This window comes from Anaerocolumna sp. MB42-C2, from assembly GCF_030913705.1.
Taxonomy (GTDB): domain Bacteria; phylum Bacillota; class Clostridia; order Lachnospirales; family Lachnospiraceae; genus Anaerocolumna.
In genome coordinates this window covers 3,374,918-3,393,555 of sequence record NZ_CP133190.1, presented here as the reverse complement: position 1 = coordinate 3,393,555, position 18,638 = coordinate 3,374,918, and the positions used below count along the sequence as shown (strand labels likewise).

The window sequence follows — 18,638 nt, the reverse complement described above, 5'->3', positions numbered from 1 at the left end:
GTAATATCTTGACATCTCATATAATAAGTATAACAAAAGGAAGATTCGGGTGAGATGGCATGAAAAATTCATTTAAAATGCAGCTTTCAAAAGCTTTAAGCGGTAATGTTGAACTGAATAAAAAAGCGGTTCTTGTAAAACGTTCCTGGGATGAAGTTGCAGGTTTAATTACCAAAGGTAAACAGAAACCTAAAAACTGATAAATTTAGCCATGGTATCGTGGTGCATATTCTGATTTGCCTGTGGCATGCTATATAACAGGAAGAGTTAAAATTAATCAGATTGTTAATCTAAGGAGGAAAGATAATGGAATTAAAATTTACAGATGAAAACTTTGAATCAGAGGTAATAAAATCTGAACTGCCGGTATTGGTTGATTTTTATGCAGACTGGTGCGGACCATGTAAAATGATGGCTCCGGTTATTGAAGAAATTGCAAACGAATATGACGGTAAAGTTAAAGTGGGCAAACTTAATGTGGATGAAGCACAGGGTACCAGCAGTAAGTATAGGGTTATGTCCATACCCACCTTATTAATTTTGAAAAATGGCGAAGTAGTGGATACGATCGTTGGTGCTGTACCAAAATCAAAAGTTGTTGAGAAACTGGATCAATATAAATAGGCACTTAAAAGCCGTTGACATAGGTTCGGTAATACGGACCTATGTCAATTGATTTTTATTTCGAAGGGTAAGCCATAATTTTCTAAAATGTTAAATTGAAAGCGGTGTCTATAATGAAAGGCATATACAAGATGATTGAATCTTAAGTGTCCTTTTAAAGCAATTTTATTGAAATTTTAAGAGTTATCAGCTACAAGAATTGAGGCTTATTATGTTTATTGGTGTAGAAAATTATCTTATTTTTAATAATTCGTAAAAAAATCTTAAAAAAATATAAAAATATGCTTGCAATTTGTTAAGCTATCAAGTATAATGATTTTTGCGTTCAAGACATAACGTAAGCGCTTCTAGCTCAGTTGGTAGAGCACCTGACTCTTAATCAGGGTGTCCAGGGTTCGAACCCCTGGAGGCGCACTGTAAAGTCCTTGTTTGGCAGACGTAGGAGCTGCTGGGTAGGGGCTTTTTTGTGCGGAAAAAAAGTTTTAGATTTGAGGAGAGAGGAGTTGAATATTAACTTCAAACCTCTCATGGTTAGTATAAATATTCATATTGCCATTATATTTTTCAACAATAGATTTTACGTTAATCAGACCTAATCCCTGATGATTGTTTGATAATCTTTTTTCTGCCGGTATTTCAAGAGGATTAATTATATTTATTATATTAAGGTAGTTATTATATTTTATTATATTTAGTTCGATATATTTTTCTTTCTGCGTTAATTTTGAACAGGCTTCAATTGCATTATCAAATAAGTTACCAAAAACAACTACAATATCATAGTCAGTCATAAATTTAAGGTCATTGTCCATTTTTAAGCTGATTTGAATTTGATATTTACCGGCGGTCTCAATTTTATCATTAAGGATAATATTTAACGCTGTATTTAGAGTGTATATTTTGGTACTGCTTTTATTTATTTCCTCATATAATTTTGTTTGATAAATTTCTGCTTCTTGAAATTTAGAATTTTGATACAATTTTTCAATAGTCTGTAAATGATTTTTTATGGTATTATAAACAGGTTCCCGAAACACTCATTTATGAGTACCTGAGATTCTGGATACACTGCCTAGCCAATAATCCTATATTTTTAACACAAATACTTACAGTAATGTAGGTATTTTTTTTATTTCGTTTGGGCAAAGCGGTAGTCGTCAAAAACTGTGTAACATTAGGATGTTATGTTGGCTTATCTTTGGATTACATAGGGCCTTTAATTTTTTCGGTAATTTTTAGCTTATAAGAAACAAGCTTGTTGATTACGAAAAAAGTTGCTATAATAGAAACATAAAAATCGAACATATCTTTGCAGGGAGAAATTTAGCTAAAAGGAAGAGATATACACATTAAAAACAACAAGGATAAAAACTTGAATAAAGAGGTAATTAGAATGATAGCAAATAATACTTTAACATACATAAGCTTATTTTCATCTGCAGGGGTAGGCTGCTATGGGTTTAAGCAGGCAGGTTTTGAGTGTATAGCTACAAATGAACTCATTCATCGGAGATTAAATATTCAAAAGATTAATAAAAAATGTAAGTACCCCGATGGTTATATTGAAGGGGATATTACAAAAGAAGAAACCAAAGGATTAATCTTTAACGAGATTAAGAAATGGGAATCCGAGGGTAATGATAAAGTAGATGTAGTAATTGCGACACCTCCCTGTCAGGGTATGTCTGTTGCCAATCATAAAAAAGCCGATAATGAAATAATAAGAAACAGTTTAGTGGTTGAAAGTGTGGAAATCATTAAAAAGATTAAACCCCGTTTCTTTCTGTTTGAGAATGTATCTGCGTTCTGGAAAACCGGCTGTACGGCTCCGGACGGCAGTATTAAAGCGATAGGCCAGGTTATAATGGAAGAGTTAGGAACGGACTACATAATAATGAACCAGATTCTTAACTTTAAGAATTATGGTGCCAACTCCTCCAGAACAAGAACCGTAGTAATCGGAGTGGAAAAACATCTGGCTGAATTTATTGCCCCTGTTGAGCTGTTTCCGACTTACAGGCAGGAAAAAGTTTTAAGGGATGTGATCGGTCATTTACCGGAATTAGACTGGGGACAATTCGCACCGGAGGATTTCTATCATCAGTTCAGAACCTATCCGGAAGAAATGCGGAAGTGGATTCATGATTTAAAAGAAGGAGAAAGTGCCTTTGATAATGAAGAGGTTGAGAAACGGCCTCATAAAGTGATTAATAATACCATCGTTCAGAATCAGAGAAAGAACGGAGATAAATACACCAGGCAGGTATGGAGTAAAGTTGCTCCCTGCATTCACACCAGAAATGATCAGTTAGCCAGTCAGAATACAGTACACCCGAAGGAAGACAGGGTATTTACTATCCGGGAATTAATGGAGTTAATGACAATTCCCTACGACTTTAAATGGTGTGATATGGAGCTTAAGAAATTAAATAAACTATCCCTTGAGGAGAAATCGGCTTTGCTTAAGAAAGAAGAAATTAATATCAGGCAAAGCATCGGGGAAGCAGTACCTACTACAATTTTCTATCAGATCGCCTGCAATATTAAGAAATTCATTACGCAAAATCATTTATCGGCTCAGGAAATCAATAAGATTATTATAAATTATGACCTTAAAAGTATAAAAAAATTAAAAAAATTTATTAAGCAGAATGAATTAAACCTGGGAAATGCTACCTTAGCAAGAATTGCTGAGCTAGTGAATTCAAAGAGAGAAAATAATTCAGCTTATTTTACCAATAAATTTATTGTCAATGAAATATTCAAAGAATTACCGGATTTTGAAAAAGAAGAAATCCATGTAATAGAGCCATCGGTAGGTGTCGGAAATTTCCTCCCGTTTATTTTTAAAAAATATGAAAGTATTCCCAGTGTTAATATTGATGTGGTAGACATAGATAAAGATGCTCTGGAGATTCTTAAATTATTATTGGAGAAGATGGAGATCCCTGATAATATTCACCTTAAGTTTGTCAATACGGATTCCCTGAAATACAGGGAGAAACACTACGACTTAACCATTGGAAATCCGCCGTTTACGAAGATGAAGGCAACTGACGTTAAGGATTACATGGAGTTTAATGTTAATAAGGCTACAACTAATTTATATGAATTTTTTCTTGAGAAAGCGGTCCAGACAAGTGATTTTGTTGCGATGATAACACCCAAGGCATTACTTAACACCCCTGAATTCGAAACCACAAGAAAAATGCTGGAGCAGTTAAGGGTCGAGGGGATAATAGATTTCGGAGAAAATGGTTTTAAAGGAGTTCTGGTGGAGACTATCTGTATTCTGGTTAATACGAGAAATAAACCATACAAAACAAAAATTAAATCATTAACCTTAAATATCGAATTGGAACAAAAGCAAAACTATATTTTTGACAATCGATTTCCTTACTGGATTATCTACAGGAATACTTTTTTTGATAAAATAGCAAAGAAAATGGAGTTTAATATTTTTAGTGTATTCCGTGACAGGCAGATAACCAATACGAATAGTATTTTGGAAAAGAAAAAGGGTTTTATACGGGTCTTAAAGTCCAGAAATATCAGTGATGACGGAACAGAAATCCTGGCTATAGAAGGCTATGATGCCTATATGGAGAGAACGGAAGCCGAGAAACTGGCAGTTTATAAGTATTTTAATGACTTGAACGTATATTTGACACCTAATATGACCTATAAGCCAAGAGTTACCAAAATGAAACCGGATATTATAGTAAACGGTTCTGTGGCTATATTAATTCCGAAAAAGCCGGTTGACCTTACAGAATATCAAATGAAATATTTTTCCACCGGGGAGTACCGGGAATTTTATAAAATAGCACGAAATTATCAAACCAGATCTTTAAATGTGGACAGTAACAGCTGCTTCTGGTTCGGTAGACTTGCTAAGGAGGAAGACATAATTTGAGTGAAGAGTTAATAAGAAACTTTTTGAACCAGTATGATTACGATATACGGAAAAGCCATGATGCAAGATGGATCGATCAGAAGTGCACCATGGATGTAATATCTTTAATCGCGGACTGTATACTGGAACATACCAAATCGGATCTTGATAAAGAGTTTGCGGTAGGTGATATTTGGCACAGTCCCTATACCATAGAGAACGTTCAGGAGATCTTTCGTAAGCCAAACCCGGAACATGCGGCACAAAATGAATATGATAAGTGGTTTGGACAACCGATAAAACTCCTTGGTTATAGTAAGATTTTAAACTGTGATACCAGAAGCGGGAGAAATTATTATACCGTAGGGAATCGGGAAGTATTAGAATATATCAGCATCCGGGAAAGAAATGCTTTTTTGTTTCTATACCTGTATATTGAGAAAGTTCTCAGAGACAGTGGCATCTATTATTTATTTGATGTTTTTTTTCATACTCCGAATAAGAATACATTCTTAAGTATGAAGAAGGGATTTTCTGATTTCACCATAAAATACACGCCTATTAACGGAGAAGTGGAATGTAACCGGATATTTATAAAAGTATTAAATCCCCTGGCATGTAAATACCGGAAGTTTGGTACGGTAAAAGGCAGCATATCGAAAGACATTATTACTCAGGATATGCTCATGTATAATCAGAAAAACTGGAGAGATCTTTATTCGGAAAAACCGAAGGAGAAAACCAGGGAAGAGTATGAAGCAACATTAAAGCCGGATAATAAAATGGCTGATTATAAAATTCAAAAAGCCAAAAAGATTGTCAGACAATACAATGATACATACAGGGACGGTAAAAGTGAAGTTTATGAGGAACGTCATATGGTGGATCTGGCCAGTCAGATACACCACATCTTCCCGGTCTCCGAACATCCGGAAATTGCAGATTACTTAGAAAATCTGATTGCCTTAACTCCGACCCAGCATTTTGTTTATGCCCATCCGGAAAATAATACGAAATACATTAATAAAGAATACCAATATCAATGTCTGATCGCCAAGGCCGGAACAATCAAAGAAAATCTGACCGATGAAAAGGTTAATCCTATTTATAATTTTGAGGACTTTATGAAGATATTAAATACAGGATTGAATACAGATAAATTTAACGATATAGAACTTTTGGATTTTAATGCCGTATTACAGACGATTGATTACTTTTATTAGGTGGAAAAGCAAAGGATAACATCTTAATCAAAGTTAAGGGGGTTATACCTTTGTTTTTTAAAGAAAGGATGATGGATATGCTTCGTTTAAGACCGTTTAAAATAAGTGATATACCATATATATTAGATTGGGCCAAAGAGGAGCGTATTTTTACTATGTGGTGTGCCAATAAATTTTCTTATCCTCTTACCGAAGAACAGTTAATGCAATATAAAGAAACTTATGATAAAGAGGAAAATGCCTGGAGTTTTACAGCATTGGATGAGAGTGGTACACCGGCCGGGCATTTATTAATGAGAAATGCGGATTACGAAAAAGATAGTGTTCATTTTGGTTTTATTATTATGAATCCTGAAATCCGGGGCAGAGGTTACGGGAAAGAGATGGTATTTCTTGCAGTAAAATATGCTTTTGAGATATTAAAAGTTAAAAAAGCTACCCTTGTTGTCTTTGATCGAAATGGGGCAGCCCATAATTGTTATTATGCAGTTGGATTTACGGATGTCAGGCTCCGGGAAGAACCTTTTCTTTACAAAGAGGAAACCTGGTACCTTTATGATATGGAAATCCAAAATAAAGTTTAATGAGGAAAGGGGACACCATGAAACTTGGAGCATACTGCATGTATTGCATGATAAAAAGACAGATGGAAAATGTTGAAAAATGTCAGGATGAAGTTAAAAAAGCTGAATATATGAAAAATGTTTTAAAAATAATTACAGATTCTGAAGACCTGGCAGCACCGGTAATTACCGCCAGGATTAACAGGCTTCATCTGGATTTTTTTAAAACCTCGTACAGTTTTGATGAGTTAAAAGAAAAGTATAACAACCTTATGTTACAAAAAGAACAGGCTATATACCATAAGATTACCGCTTCCGCTGACCGGTTATTAGAAGCAATCAAATATGCAAGAGTAGGAAACTATATAGATTTTGGAGCCATGGGCAGCGTAGATAATAATAAATTAGAGACACTGCTTGAGACTGCTCATAAAGAAGAGATAAACGAAACAGAGTATGAAGCTTTTTTAAAGGATATCAGCATGGCAAAAGAATTGGTTTATCTAACGGATAACTGCGGTGAGATCGTTCTGGATAAGCTGCTTATTAAAATAATAAAAGAACAATATCCAAAGCTTAATATAACAGTGATTGTTCGGGGAAAGCCAATCTTAAATGATGCCACATTAGAAGATGCTAAATTGGTTAAACTGGATGAACTGGTACCGGTAATGGGCAACGGATTGGATGTACCGGGTACTTATTTGGAGAAAATAGAGGAATCAGCCAGAGCAAAAATTGAAAAAGCAGACTTAATCATTTCAAAAGGGCAAGGTAATTTTGAAACCTTAAACGGCTGCGGATTAAATATATATTATATATTTTTATGCAAATGTGACTGGTTTTTACGGCGCTTTCAATTAGAGAAGTTTAAAGGGGTTTTTCTCAATGAAAAAAACCTGGTGGATACGATGAAACAGTATAACTAAGATACTGTTCACAGGCCAATAAAAGCGACGTGTTTTTTGTGAGTGTAGCGAAGCGAAAGTCACAGAAAACCGGAGAACTGCAGCGCCAAAACGCTGTCTTCACGTTTTGTGTGCAACGCGAAGCGTGTTATTGTTCGCGGAACTGCTGCTTTTTGCAGGGGAGTGAACAGTAACATAATTATTAATTTACATTTAATAATTTACATATGTAATTAAATACAAAAAAACATTTTGTATTTTTATCGAGTCTGCTATAATGAAAGTTAACGAAGAATTCATAGCGACTGGTTTGGAAAGCGCTTTTATTAAATTAGGCAGGTATGATTAATCGACATAGAGGTATCTTAAAGCGTTGTTTAAACAACCCAAAATACCTGGATTTTAAGGGAATTCAGAATAGTTAAAGTTCAGATATCAATATACAGCCAACATAAAATATTTACCGGAGGAAAAAGTAGTATGATTAAAAATGAAGACCTAACAAGTCAAAAACTAAGAAAAATCGCACCGGAATTAGATCCCTTGCGCAGAGGAATGGGATGGAGTGTAGAGGATTTATCCAAACCACAGATCATGATTGAAAGCACCTTTGGTGACAGTCATCCCGGAAGTGCCCATTTATTAAAATTTGTGGACAGTGCGGTAAAAGGTGTTAATGAAATGGATGCAAAAGCCGCAAGATATTTTACAACAGATATTTGTGACGGTATGTCCCAAGGCCATGATGGTATAAATTATTCCTTGGTTTCCAGAGATATGATCGCTAATATGATTGAAATACATGCAGGTGCAACACCTTTTGACGGAGGTGTCTTTGTAGCCAGCTGTGATAAAGGAGTTCCGGCACACTTAATGGGAATCGGCAGGGTTAATATTCCCTCTATTATGATAACCGGAGGTGTTATGGATGCAGGTCCTGACCTGCTTACTTTAGAGCAGATAGGTGCTTACAATGCCATGTACCAGCGCGGTGAAATTACGGAGGAAAAATTAACTTTTTACAAACACAATGCCTGTCCTTCCTGTGGAGCCTGCTCCTTTATGGGAACCGCTTCCAGTATGCAGATTATGGCTGAATCTTTAGGGCTTATGCTTCCGGGAAGCGCTTTAATGCCTGCTATGTGTGAGGATTTAAACACCTATGCGTTTGAGGTCGGAAAACAGATTGTAAATCTTGCTAAATTGGGATTGAAACCAAGAGATATGGTTACTATGAAATCCTTTGAAAATGCAGTAATGGTTCATGCAGCAATCTCCGGTTCCACCAATTGTCTGCTCCATATGCCCTCCATTGCCAGAGAGTTTGGTTTAGAACTGGACAGTGAAAGCTTCGACCGCCTTCACAGGGGTGCCCATTATCTGCTTGATATCCGACCTGCAGGAAAGTGGCCTGCCCAGTATTTCTATTATGCCGGCGGTGTTCCTGCAATCATGGAGGAAATTAAAGATAAACTTCACCTTGATGTAAAAACGGTTACCGGTAAGACCTTAGGAGAGAATCTGGAAGATCTAAAGAAAAACGGTTACTACGAGAAATGTTATTCTTATCTTGAGAAAGTAGGACGTAAAAAGGAAGATATCATCAGGCCTTTTCACAATCCCATCGGAACAGATGGAACAATTGCCGTCTTAAAGGGTAACTTAGCGCCGGAAGGCTCTGTTGTTAAGCATTCGGCAGTTCCTAAGGAGATGCATAAGGCAATATTAAGAGCAAGGCCGTTTAATTGTGAAGAGGATGCCATAGCTGCCATTATTAACAAGGAGATTAAACCGGGTGATGCAGTACTGATCCGTTATGAAGGACCTAAAGGCAGCGGTATGCCGGAGATGTTTTATACCACAGAGGCTATATCCTCAGATCCTGAACTTGGCAAATCCATAGCATTAATAACGGACGGACGTTTCTCGGGAGCATCTAAAGGCCCTGCGATAGGTCATGTTTCACCTGAAGCAGCAGAGGGCGGACCAATCGGATTGGTAATGGAAAACGATATAATAGAAATTGATATTGAAAACCGTATTTTACAAATAGTAGGTATAGACGGGAAACGCTGTTCCCTGGAAGAAGTGGATAAAGTATTACAGGAACGTAAAAAGGAATGGGCTCCCATGGAAGAAAAATATAAATCCGGAGTATTAAATATATTTGCCAAACATGCGGTTTCTCCAATGAAAGGTGGATATATGAAATAAGCATCGGTGCGCAATCGGAAAACATTGATTAAACTGCCAAATTAGCAAAAACCAACGGAAACGTGAGTAGTAATCATCACGATTCGTAAGCAATATTAAAGCAAACAATAAAACCGGGTAGTTATCCGGACGGAGCATAAGTACTGTTACCGTCCGGATATTAGACCGGCTTTATTTTTATACCTAACTTACATAAGAGAAATTTCAAACAGCTGAAAAAAATGAATAGATAAAATCTATAAATCTTGTTAAGTCCGGCACATATTTATAGAAGTTTTAATGCATTATAAGGATGGAGCGATTCAGTTATACTGCCTATTAATTATATACAGCACCAATAGGCTGTGTCATTTTATAGGAAATTAGTGAAATATAATTGTAAAAGAGGTAATAATATGCGGCCGGATAAAATATATTTTGAACCCGAGGTTTTAAATTATACCCTCGGTAAGCAGCTTAAGGAACAATTTAAAGAGATAGAGTGGAATCCAATCGAAAATCACAACAATATTGAAGAACTAAGAAAAAAAGAAAATGCGGAATTTGCCAAAATGAAACAACTGCTGATTATAGGCATACGTAAGACACATAAATATACTGAAAATTATAAAGTATCGGATTATCTGGTGCCGTATACCTCCTCAGGATGCACCGCAATGTGCCTGTATTGCTATCTGGTATGTAACTATAATAAATGCTCCTATCTGAGGCTTTTTGTAAACCGGGAGCAGATGATGGACAGGTTAATCCGTTTCTCCAATAAAAGCGAAAAGGAACTTACCTTTGAAATCGGAAGTAACAGTGATCTTGTTCTGGAGAATACCATTACCGGAAATCTTCCGTGGACAATTGAAAACTTTTTAAAAAATAAAAAAGGAAAATTAACTTTTCCCACAAAATTCAATATGGTAGAGCCTCTTCTTCCTCTTTCCCATCAGGGTCGGGTAATTTTTCGAATGTCGGTGAATCCCCAATATATTATAAGCAATGCTGAAGTAGGCACCGCGTCCTTAAAACACCGTATACAAGCCATTAATAAAATGGGGGAGGCCGATTATAAAGTAGGTATACTGATTGCACCTGTTATAATGTTAGATAATTGGAAAGAGCTTTATCTGGAAATGTTAGATCAACTAAAAGACGAGTTATCTGAGAAAATACAGAAGCAGATGTTTATTGAGATTATTTTTATGACATATAGTTTTATTCATAGAAAGATAAATAATGAAGCCTTTCCGGATGCTATGGAATTATATGATAAAGAACGTATGAAAGGCAGGGGTATGGGAAAATATTGCTATAAGGCAGAAGTCAGGGAGGAAGGAGAAGCCTGGCTTCTAAACGAGATTGACAAAAGATTTGGAAAAGATAAAATATTGTATTTTAGCTAGGAAAATTAATATATAAATAGGATTCGAGTGTTAAAAGGTCAATTTTAGATTATGGATCATCAATTTGCACAATTTTATTTCTGACCATGGGATACAGAATATAGTTCATTTGTAACGCATTCTCGCTTGGATGAAGTACGTAGCGGTACATCAGGACCTAAACTACAGACCTGATGTACCAATGACTTCATACAGTTACTCATTGAACTAAATTCAGTATCACGCCAGCGTAAAGGTGTTCAAAGCCCTTTATTGCAGAGAGCGCACAAATATGTATTATAAATTAACGAATAAAATTTGTAGCCACTCTTGTTTCTCTTTCAGGCAGAGCGATTCCGGCTTCTTTTCCGGCCTGTATGCATTTTAACAGCCAGGACATATTTTTACCGATTGTTCTCATGGTCTGCATACCCTCTAAATCTTTTTTAACCTCATCCGGAGTATTGCCGTGAACCATATTCCAGTATTGGGAAGAAACCACAGGCATACTAGAAATTGTTAAGTACTTGTTCAATTGTTCGAAAGCGGCAGTGGAACCTGCGCGGCGGCAGCTGACAATAACTGCACCGGGTTTGTACTGGTAACCGTCTCCCGCATAAAAAAAACGATCTAAAAAGGAAGTTATCTGTCCTGATGCAGCGGCATAGTGAACCGGTGAACCAAAGATAAAACCATCTGCTTCTTTTGCTTTTTCTAATGCTATATTTACGGTGTCGTCATTGTAAATACATTTACCGGAACCGTCATAACAACCGCCGCAAGCCATACAACCTCTTATAGGTTTATTTCCGATATGAAAAATTTCCGTTTCGATAGCTTCTTTTTCTAATTCTTTCACAATTTCCTCTAGTGCAGTATAAGTACATCCGTGAATTTTAGGGCTTCCATTAATAAGTAATACTTTCATATTATCCTCCATTCTGATGTTTGAAATCCGCATACATAAAATCTTGTACGGCATACCCGGTATAAAGTTTTTTAGGACGAAACCTGGTTAAGTCAACCGTTGCTCCAAAACCGGATGCAATTTATATAAGACAGAGCTGTCATTACTCCCACTCATTTAACGGTATATAAAAAAGCATCCCAAGTTATTAATTTTATTAACAGTATAAATCATTTATGCAAAAAAAGAAAGAAGTTACTATTTAGTGCCATACTATAGAAAAGGTAAGTGGGGACAGGATCATATCAAATAAAAGATTGAATAAACAAGCCGTACCATGTAAAATAAAAATAGTGTTTAAAGGGAGAGTAAATTGGTTAATAAAACCAAAAAAAGTACCGAATAATATAGAAAGGTAAGTTTTTGGCATATGAATTTATATGATAAATTGCTAAAATACAGGGTATCTGATTATTATCCCATGCATATGCCCGGACATAAGCGGAATAAGGATCTTCTTACCATGGTTAATCCATATTCCATCGATATTACGGAGATTGACGGTTTTGATAACCTGCACCATGCAGAGGAAGTTCTCTTACAGGGCATGGAACGGGCAGCAGACCTTTATAAATCTCATTTTACAGGATATCTGGTAGGCGGCAGTACAGCAGGAATTTTAACCGGAATATCTGCCTGTACCAAAAAGGGAGATAAGATTTTGGTGGCGAGAAATTCCCATAAGTCAGTATATCATGGGATTTATTTAAATGAATTGGAACCGGTTTATATTTATCCACAGACAGAACCCCAATTTGGCATCAGCGGTGGAATTTTTCCTGAAAAAGTCGAAGAGATGTTGATAAAACATCCGGATATCAAGCTGGTGGTTTTAACGTCACCTACTTATGAGGGAATTCTATCGGATATAAAATCCATAGCAGATATAACTCATAAATACGGTGTGCCTCTTATGGTAGACGAAGCACATGGAGCTCATTTGGGTTTCCACCCCGGATTTCCGAAAGGTTCCGTGGGACTGGGGGCTGACATAGTCATCCACAGCATTCATAAAACATTACCTGCTCTTACTCAGTCTGCATTAATCCATGTTAACGGTAATCTGGCAGATGTAGAAGAAATAAAAAGATATCTTGCGATCTATCAGAGTTCCAGCCCCTCCTATCTGTTAATGGCAGGAATTGAACAGTGCATAACGCTGCTTAAAGAAAAGGGAGAGGAACTGTTTGAAGAATACTATAATCAGCTTACTTTATTTTATAATCGAATGGAAGGGTTAAAGTATTTAAGAATACTAACCGGTGACAGGGTTAAAAGTAACGGATATTTTGCCTTTGATCCATCTAAAATCGTTATTTCAGTAAAAGGTCTGGAGAAAAACGGCATTGATTTATATACCTGTCTATTAAAGCAATACCATATACAAATGGAAATGGTATCTAAAGATTATATTCTTGGTATGACTAGTATCGGAGATACCCGTGAGGGTTTTAAACGGCTGGGAGATGCATTATTAGAAATAGATAACCAATATAAAGAATGTCGTTTGCAGGATAATAAGAATTCTGACAAGAAAGAAAATGAAGACGAATCAGGAAACAACAGCAGAAATGAAAAAGATCTGATGTTACAAAAGAATACCATAGAAAAATCAGATAACAAACAAGTTGGTGATTATGCAGATAACCATGTATACCCACAAAGGGTAATGTCCTCCAATGATGCATATAACAGACCCCGTGAAGTTATTCTTTTATCAGACAGCATCGGAAGAATTACAGCAGAATATATTAACCTTTATCCCCCGGGGATACCCTTACTTGTGCCCGGCGAGAAAATCAGCAAAGATATTTATTTAAAAATAATCGGTTATCAAGAGAGCGGGCTATCGATTCAGGGGTTGGAGGATACCGGAAAGTGTATAAAAGTTATTAAAAACGAAACTTAAGCTGCGGGAGGAGAACTATAATATGTCCAAATTATTTATTGTTATGGGGAAAAGTGCTACCGGAAAAGATAGTATTTTTAAAAAACTCAAAGAAAATGCAGCACTGGGTCTAAAATCCGTAGTAGGTTATACAACCCGTCCTATTCGAAACGGTGAGACGGAAGGAGTGGAATACTACTTCGTTACGGAAGAGAAACTGATGGAGCTAAAACAAAACAATAAAGTGATAGAACACAGAGCCTATCATACCATGCATGGAATCTGGAACTACTTTACAGCCGACGACGGGCAGATTGACCTGTGCCACTCCAATTATATAATGATCGGTACTTTGGAGACCTTTGAACAGATAAGAAACTTTTATGGTGAGAAATATGTAGTACCTGTCTATATCCAAGTAGAAGACGGTTTACGTTTAGAAAGGGCATTACATAGGGAACAAAGCCAGGAAAACCCAAAGTATGCAGAACTGTGCCGGCGGTATTTAGCTGATGAGGAGGACTTCTCAGAGGAGAATTTAAAAAAATTAAATATCACAAAACGTTACGAAAATAAGGATATAGATATTTGTCTTAATGAAATAATAAAGGACATAAAACAGGGCTGTGCGGATGAATAAACACCCATAAAATTTTTCTATTTATTATAATTAATCTATGATATAATGAAAGCGTAGTGAGGAATTGCAAGCTTGCTTGTAAATTCCGATCGGAGCAACAAGATCATAAACACATAATAAAAGTGAGGCGGTGACTCCTATGGATATTAAGGTAAACCAGACACCTATTGTAAATCAAGCGGAACAGAAAGCGCCCCTGCCGGAAGCAGACGGTTCTTTTAAATTTACCCTTATCAGTAATATTGAGGAACAGGAATTACAGGCACGGCTGAACCTTATGATGGAAGACATTACCCAGCAGGGAAAACGTCTGTCCAAACATATGGATGTTCGGGATATGAGACGGTATCGTCAGTTAATCAAAAATTTCATGAATGAAATCGTAAACCGCTCTCACAAATTCAGCAGGGAAAACTTCCTGGATCGAAGAGGCCGTCACCGTGTATACGGAATGATTAAACTCATTGACCAGAACCTGGACGAATTAGCCATGGAACTTATAAAGGAGGAGAAAGATAATATTTCCATATTAAACAAAATAGATGAAATAAGAGGTATGCTGTTAGATCTTATTGCGTAATGGAAGTGAGGTGCTGTTAATGTTAGATTTTAATCATATTGTTGGACATGAGCAGATAATACAGCATTTGAAGGATGCAATTAAGTCAGGGAAAGTATCCCACGCTTATATTTTCGTCGGAGAAGACGGTTCGGGTAAGAATCTGCTGGCTAGCGCTTTTGCTGCGAGTCTGCAGTGTGAAGACAGGAAAGATAAATCAGAAACCTGCGGCAAATGCAAGTCCTGTATCCAGGCTGCATCAAATAATCATCCGGATATAATAAGAGTAACACACGAAAAGGCCAGCATTGGCGTTGATGATATCAGAATTCAGGTTAATAATGATATTCAGATAAAGCCATATAGCAGCCCTTATAAAATATATATCATAGACGAAGCAGAAAAGCTGACGGAAGCGGCACAGAATGCTCTGCTTAAAACGATAGAAGAACCGCCAGCTTATGCGGTTATACTATTACTTACTAACAATTTAAATGCGTTGCTGCCCACCATTTTATCCAGATGTGTGACCCTGAAATGTAAGGCGGCTGATAAGGAATTAATTAAGAAATTACTAATGGAAGAATATAAAATTCCGGATTATCAGGCAGAATTAAGCGCCGTATTTGCACAGGGTAATGTAGGTAAAGCTGTTAAATACGCTTCTTCCGATGAATTTGTTGAAATAAAAAAGGATGTTCTTCATCTTTTAAAATATATAGATGACATGGAACTATATGAAATTATTGATGGCTTGAAAAGGATTTCAGAGAAAAAGAGCAATATAAATGACTACCTGGATTTAATGATTCTTTGGTATCGGGATGTATTAATGTATAAAGTGACCAGGAACCTGAATCTGTTAACATATAAAGAGGAATATTTAGATATAACGAAACAGGCTAATTTAAAAAGTTATGAAGGAATTGAGAAAATCATAAATGCCATTGAAAAAGCGAAAATACGATTAAATGCAAATGTTAATTTTGATATAGCGATAGAATTAATGTTATTTACTATAAAGGAGAACAGTAATGATTAATGTAATTGGAGTAAGATTTCGAAGGGCAGGTAAGATATATTTCTTTGACCCTGCCGGTTATGAAATAAATCAAGGCGATAATGTCATCGTTGAAACAGCAAGAGGGGTGGAGTACGGACGAGTTGTAATCGGCCCAAGGGATGTGGAAGAAAGCAGAATTATTCAGCCTTTAAAACCGGTTATACGGACAGCTACACCTGAGGATGATGAAATAGAGAGTAAGAATAAAATGAAAGAAAAAGAAGCCTTTGCTATCTGTCTGGAAAAGATCCAGAAACACGGGCTTGAGATGAAATTAATTGATTCGGAATATACCTTTGATAATAATAAAGTCTTGTTTTATTTTACGGCAGACGGAAGAATTGATTTCAGGGAATTGGTAAAAGACCTGGCATCTGTTTTTAAAACCCGTATTGAACTGCGGCAGATCGGAGTAAGGGACGAAACTAAGGTAGTCGGTGGGATTGGTATCTGCGGAAGAGCGTTATGCTGTCACACACATCTGTCAGAGTTTGCACCCGTTTCTATTAAGATGGCAAAAGAACAGAATCTCTCTTTGAATCCTACCAAAATCTCCGGTGTATGCGGACGTTTAATGTGTTGTCTTAAGAATGAAGAAGAAGCATATGAAGAGCTAAACAGTACCTTGCCCAATGTAGGAGACTTTGTAACTACAAGCGATGGATTAAAAGGTGAAGTACTAAGCGTTACGGTATTAAAGCAGTTAGTTAAGGTTATCGTTACCCTGGAAAACGATGAAAAGGAAGTAAGAGAATATAAAACCACTGACTTAAAATTCAAACCGAGAAAACGGAAAGAAAAGATTGCGATAGATGAAGAATTAAGGGCATTGGAAATGCTTGAAATGAAAGAAGTAAAATCCCATCTGGATGATGAATAATAAAAAACAGGTTATAATTAGTAAGGGCTGTTGCAATTTCAAGTTTATATTACTTATTTTGGTTGAAAAGATGCAACTTTTAAGTAATAGAAACAAAAAGTTGAGAACAGCCCTATTATATATAAAAGTACAAAGAGTACTCCTTGCATATTTTTAAAAGATTAGTTAAGATGCCGCGTTGCGTCATCATGATTGGAAGTGTGAATGTGAATGATAATCTGAAAGCAGATGAAAGAATTGATGAACTTCATAGAAATGGTTATAAGATTATTCAGAATATGAATAAGTTTTGCTTTGGAATGGATGCTGTTTTATTATCCGGTTTTGCTAAAGTAAAGCAGAATGAAACAGCATTGGATTTAGGAACCGGAACCGGTATTATTCCCATTCTGCTGGAGGCCAAAACGGAAGGAAAGCATTTTATCGGACTGGAAATTCAGGAAGAAAGTGCGGATATGGCAAGAAGAAGTGTAGCTATAAATCAGCTTAATACCAAAATAGATATTATTACAGGTGATATAAAGGAGGCATCCAGGATATTTGGTTTAGCCTCCTTTGATGTAGTAACCAGTAACCCTCCTTATATGAACGACAATCATGGTATTACCAATCCGAATTTGCCAAAAGCCATCGCCAGACATGAATTATTATGTACATTAGAAGATGTGGTAAGGGAGGCCGGGAAAGTATTAAGGCCTGGAGGGCGCTTTTATATGGTACACCGTCCTTTTCGGCTGGTGGAGATTATTAACACCTTATCCGCTTATAAGCTGGAACCGAAACGAATGAAACTGGTGCATCCCTTTGTTCATAAGGAACCCAACATGGTACTGATAGAATGCGTTAAGGGCGGCGGTTCCATGATTAAAGTGGAGGCACCCTTGATTGTATATAAAGAACAGAATGTATATACAGATGAAATTTACGATATTTATGGATATTAATTAATTTAAGAAACGAGGCATAGTCAAATGGAAGGGAAATTATTTTTGTGCGCCACTCCCATTGGTAACCTGGAGGATATAACCTTTCGTGTTGTACGAACTTTACAGGAAGTTGATCTGATTGCAGCAGAGGATACCAGGCACAGTATTAAGCTATTAAATCATTTTGAGATAAATACTCCTATGACCAGTTATCATGAGTTTAACAAAATAGAAAAAGGGAAGTATCTAGTTGAACAGTTAAGGTCAGGTTTAAATATAGCACTTATAACCGATGCAGGGACACCTGGTATATCCGACCCCGGAGAGGAACTGGTTAAGATGGCATATGAGGCCGGAATTGAGGTCACCTCGCTTCCCGGACCGTGTGCCTGTATTACGGCGCTTACCCTATCCGGTTTATCAACCAGACGGTTTGCTTTTGAAGCTTTTCTTCCCACGGATAAAAAAGAAAAGCAGCTGGTTTTAAAGGAATTACAAAATGAGACCAGAACCATAATATTATATGAAGCACCACACCGGTTGGTTAAGACTTTAAAGGAATTGCTGGAAGCTCTGGGTGAAAGAAGAATGACTTTAGTCAGGGAACTGACTAAGAGATATGAAACTGCGTTCCAAACAACTTTATCAGAAGCGACTCTATACTATAGCGAACAGGAACCCAAAGGAGAATGTGTCATTCTTATAGAAGGAAAATTGCAGAAAGATATCGAAAAAGAAGGGCAGGATAAATGGATGGCTTTATCAATACAGGAACACATGGATATTTATTTAGATAAAGGTATGGATAAAAAGGAAGCCATGAAAGCTGTATCCGTTGACAGAGGAGTACCTAAAAGGGAGATATATCAGATGCTTCTGGATAATAAAGAATAAAAGCGGAATGTTAAAGAGCCTGTC

Annotated in this window: 17 protein-coding genes and 1 tRNA gene; 16 read left to right on the top strand and 2 right to left on the bottom strand. The window is 36.5% G+C overall.

The window, feature by feature from the left end:
* Positions 1-59: 59 nt before the first annotated feature.
* From RBU59_RS14975 to RBU59_RS14965, 3 genes are all read left to right on the top strand, one after another.
* Complete coding sequence (locus RBU59_RS14975; protein ID WP_308143328.1) at positions 60-200, top strand: hypothetical protein; 141 nt, start codon at positions 60-62, stop codon at positions 198-200.
* Between the two features lie 106 nt (positions 201-306).
* Positions 307-624 (top strand): thioredoxin, encoded by a 318-nt coding sequence (gene trxA, locus RBU59_RS14970; RefSeq protein WP_308143327.1) that lies wholly within the window; start codon positions 307-309, stop codon positions 622-624.
* Positions 625-965: 341 nt separating this feature from the next.
* Positions 966-1,038 (top strand) — tRNA-Lys (locus RBU59_RS14965).
* Positions 1,039-1,106: 68 nt separating this feature from the next.
* Here the strand turns inward: RBU59_RS14965 and RBU59_RS14960 are convergent.
* Positions 1,107-1,661, bottom strand: a complete 555-nt coding sequence (locus RBU59_RS14960) for a sensor histidine kinase (RefSeq protein WP_308143326.1) — start codon at positions 1,659-1,661, stop codon at positions 1,107-1,109.
* 356 nt (positions 1,662-2,017) lie between these two features.
* Here RBU59_RS14960 and dcm point away from each other — a divergent pair, with 356 nt between their 5' ends.
* The 6 genes from dcm (at position 2,018) to RBU59_RS14930 (ending at position 10,818) form a co-directional block, all read left to right on the top strand.
* Positions 2,018-4,540, top strand: coding sequence for a DNA (cytosine-5-)-methyltransferase (dcm, locus tag RBU59_RS14955; RefSeq protein WP_308143325.1), 2,523 nt, complete (start codon positions 2,018-2,020; stop codon positions 4,538-4,540).
* Positions 4,537-5,742 carry a restriction endonuclease gene (locus RBU59_RS14950; protein WP_308143324.1) on the top strand — a complete coding sequence of 402 codons (1,206 nt, stop codon included), beginning with the start codon at positions 4,537-4,539 and terminating at the stop codon, positions 5,740-5,742. The genes dcm and RBU59_RS14950 overlap by 4 nt, the downstream gene beginning before the upstream one ends.
* Positions 5,743-5,792: 50 nt before the next feature.
* Positions 5,793-6,326 carry a GNAT family N-acetyltransferase gene (locus RBU59_RS14945; RefSeq protein ID WP_308143323.1) on the top strand — a complete coding sequence of 178 codons (534 nt, stop codon included), beginning with the start codon at positions 5,793-5,795 and terminating at the stop codon, positions 6,324-6,326.
* 17 nt (positions 6,327-6,343) lie between these two features.
* On the top strand, positions 6,344-7,234 hold the full coding sequence (locus RBU59_RS14940; RefSeq protein ID WP_308143322.1) for a damage-control phosphatase ARMT1 family protein: 891 nt from the start codon (positions 6,344-6,346) through the stop codon (positions 7,232-7,234).
* Positions 7,235-7,693: 459 nt separating this feature from the next.
* Entirely contained in the window at positions 7,694-9,427 is a 1,734-nt protein-coding gene (gene ilvD, locus RBU59_RS14935; RefSeq protein ID WP_308143321.1) for a dihydroxy-acid dehydratase, read from the top strand.
* Between the two features lie 395 nt (positions 9,428-9,822).
* Positions 9,823-10,818 carry an SPL family radical SAM protein gene (locus tag RBU59_RS14930; RefSeq protein ID WP_308143320.1) on the top strand — a complete coding sequence of 332 codons (996 nt, stop codon included), beginning with the start codon at positions 9,823-9,825 and terminating at the stop codon, positions 10,816-10,818.
* A 283-nt stretch (positions 10,819-11,101) separates the two neighbouring features.
* On the opposite strand, the gene RBU59_RS14925 is transcribed toward RBU59_RS14930, so the two are convergent.
* Positions 11,102-11,725 carry a flavodoxin family protein gene (locus RBU59_RS14925; protein WP_308143319.1) on the bottom strand — a complete coding sequence of 208 codons (624 nt, stop codon included), beginning with the start codon at positions 11,723-11,725 and terminating at the stop codon, positions 11,102-11,104.
* Between the two features lie 409 nt (positions 11,726-12,134).
* Between RBU59_RS14925 and RBU59_RS14920 the strand changes: the two genes are divergently transcribed.
* The 7 genes from RBU59_RS14920 to rsmI all read left to right on the top strand — a co-directional run bounded on the left by RBU59_RS14920 (position 12,135) and on the right by rsmI (position 18,614).
* Positions 12,135-13,673, top strand: coding sequence for an aminotransferase class I/II-fold pyridoxal phosphate-dependent enzyme (locus RBU59_RS14920; protein WP_308143318.1), 1,539 nt, complete (start codon positions 12,135-12,137; stop codon positions 13,671-13,673).
* A gap of 22 nt (positions 13,674-13,695) precedes the next feature.
* Positions 13,696-14,292 carry a guanylate kinase gene (locus RBU59_RS14915; protein WP_308143317.1) on the top strand — a complete coding sequence of 199 codons (597 nt, stop codon included), beginning with the start codon at positions 13,696-13,698 and terminating at the stop codon, positions 14,290-14,292.
* Positions 14,293-14,431: 139 nt separating this feature from the next.
* Positions 14,432-14,872 carry a YaaR family protein gene (locus tag RBU59_RS14910; RefSeq protein WP_308143316.1) on the top strand — a complete coding sequence of 147 codons (441 nt, stop codon included), beginning with the start codon at positions 14,432-14,434 and terminating at the stop codon, positions 14,870-14,872.
* A 19-nt stretch (positions 14,873-14,891) separates the two neighbouring features.
* Positions 14,892-15,893, top strand: a complete 1,002-nt coding sequence (gene holB, locus RBU59_RS14905) for a DNA polymerase III subunit delta' (protein ID WP_308143315.1) — start codon at positions 14,892-14,894, stop codon at positions 15,891-15,893.
* Positions 15,886-16,794 (top strand): PSP1 domain-containing protein, encoded by a 909-nt coding sequence (locus tag RBU59_RS14900; RefSeq protein WP_308143314.1) that lies wholly within the window; start codon positions 15,886-15,888, stop codon positions 16,792-16,794. The genes holB and RBU59_RS14900 overlap by 8 nt, the downstream gene beginning before the upstream one ends.
* A gap of 206 nt (positions 16,795-17,000) precedes the next feature.
* Positions 17,001-17,738 carry a tRNA1(Val) (adenine(37)-N6)-methyltransferase gene (locus tag RBU59_RS14895; protein WP_308143313.1) on the top strand — a complete coding sequence of 246 codons (738 nt, stop codon included), beginning with the start codon at positions 17,001-17,003 and terminating at the stop codon, positions 17,736-17,738.
* Between the two features lie 27 nt (positions 17,739-17,765).
* Complete coding sequence (gene rsmI / locus RBU59_RS14890) at positions 17,766-18,614, top strand: 16S rRNA (cytidine(1402)-2'-O)-methyltransferase (RefSeq protein WP_308143312.1); 849 nt, start codon at positions 17,766-17,768, stop codon at positions 18,612-18,614.
* Positions 18,615-18,638: the final 24 nt, after the last annotated feature.

What these genes read in the sequence shown, in the direction of transcription:
- holB (WP_308143315.1), top strand. Translation starts at nt 14,892, where the DNA reads ATGTTAGATTTTAATCATATTGTTGGACATGAGCAGATAATACAGCAT.
- trxA (WP_308143327.1), top strand. Translation starts at nt 307, where the DNA reads ATGGAATTAAAATTTACAGATGAAAACTTTGAATCAGAGGTAATAAAA.
- RBU59_RS14915 (WP_308143317.1), top strand. Translation starts at nt 13,696, where the DNA reads ATGTCCAAATTATTTATTGTTATGGGGAAAAGTGCTACCGGAAAAGAT.
- rsmI (WP_308143312.1), top strand. Translation starts at nt 17,766, where the DNA reads ATGGAAGGGAAATTATTTTTGTGCGCCACTCCCATTGGTAACCTGGAG.
- RBU59_RS14910 (WP_308143316.1), top strand. Translation starts at nt 14,432, where the DNA reads ATGGATATTAAGGTAAACCAGACACCTATTGTAAATCAAGCGGAACAG.
- RBU59_RS14925 (WP_308143319.1), bottom strand. Translation starts at nt 11,725, where the DNA reads ATGAAAGTATTACTTATTAATGGAAGCCCTAAAATTCACGGATGTACT.
- RBU59_RS14940 (WP_308143322.1), top strand. Translation starts at nt 6,344, where the DNA reads ATGAAACTTGGAGCATACTGCATGTATTGCATGATAAAAAGACAGATG.
- RBU59_RS14930 (WP_308143320.1), top strand. Translation starts at nt 9,823, where the DNA reads ATGCGGCCGGATAAAATATATTTTGAACCCGAGGTTTTAAATTATACC.
- dcm (WP_308143325.1), top strand. Translation starts at nt 2,018, where the DNA reads ATGATAGCAAATAATACTTTAACATACATAAGCTTATTTTCATCTGCA.
- RBU59_RS14920 (WP_308143318.1), top strand. Translation starts at nt 12,135, where the DNA reads ATGAATTTATATGATAAATTGCTAAAATACAGGGTATCTGATTATTAT.
- ilvD (WP_308143321.1), top strand. Translation starts at nt 7,694, where the DNA reads ATGATTAAAAATGAAGACCTAACAAGTCAAAAACTAAGAAAAATCGCA.
- RBU59_RS14900 (WP_308143314.1), top strand. Translation starts at nt 15,886, where the DNA reads ATGATTAATGTAATTGGAGTAAGATTTCGAAGGGCAGGTAAGATATAT.
- RBU59_RS14975 (WP_308143328.1), top strand. Translation starts at nt 60, where the DNA reads ATGAAAAATTCATTTAAAATGCAGCTTTCAAAAGCTTTAAGCGGTAAT.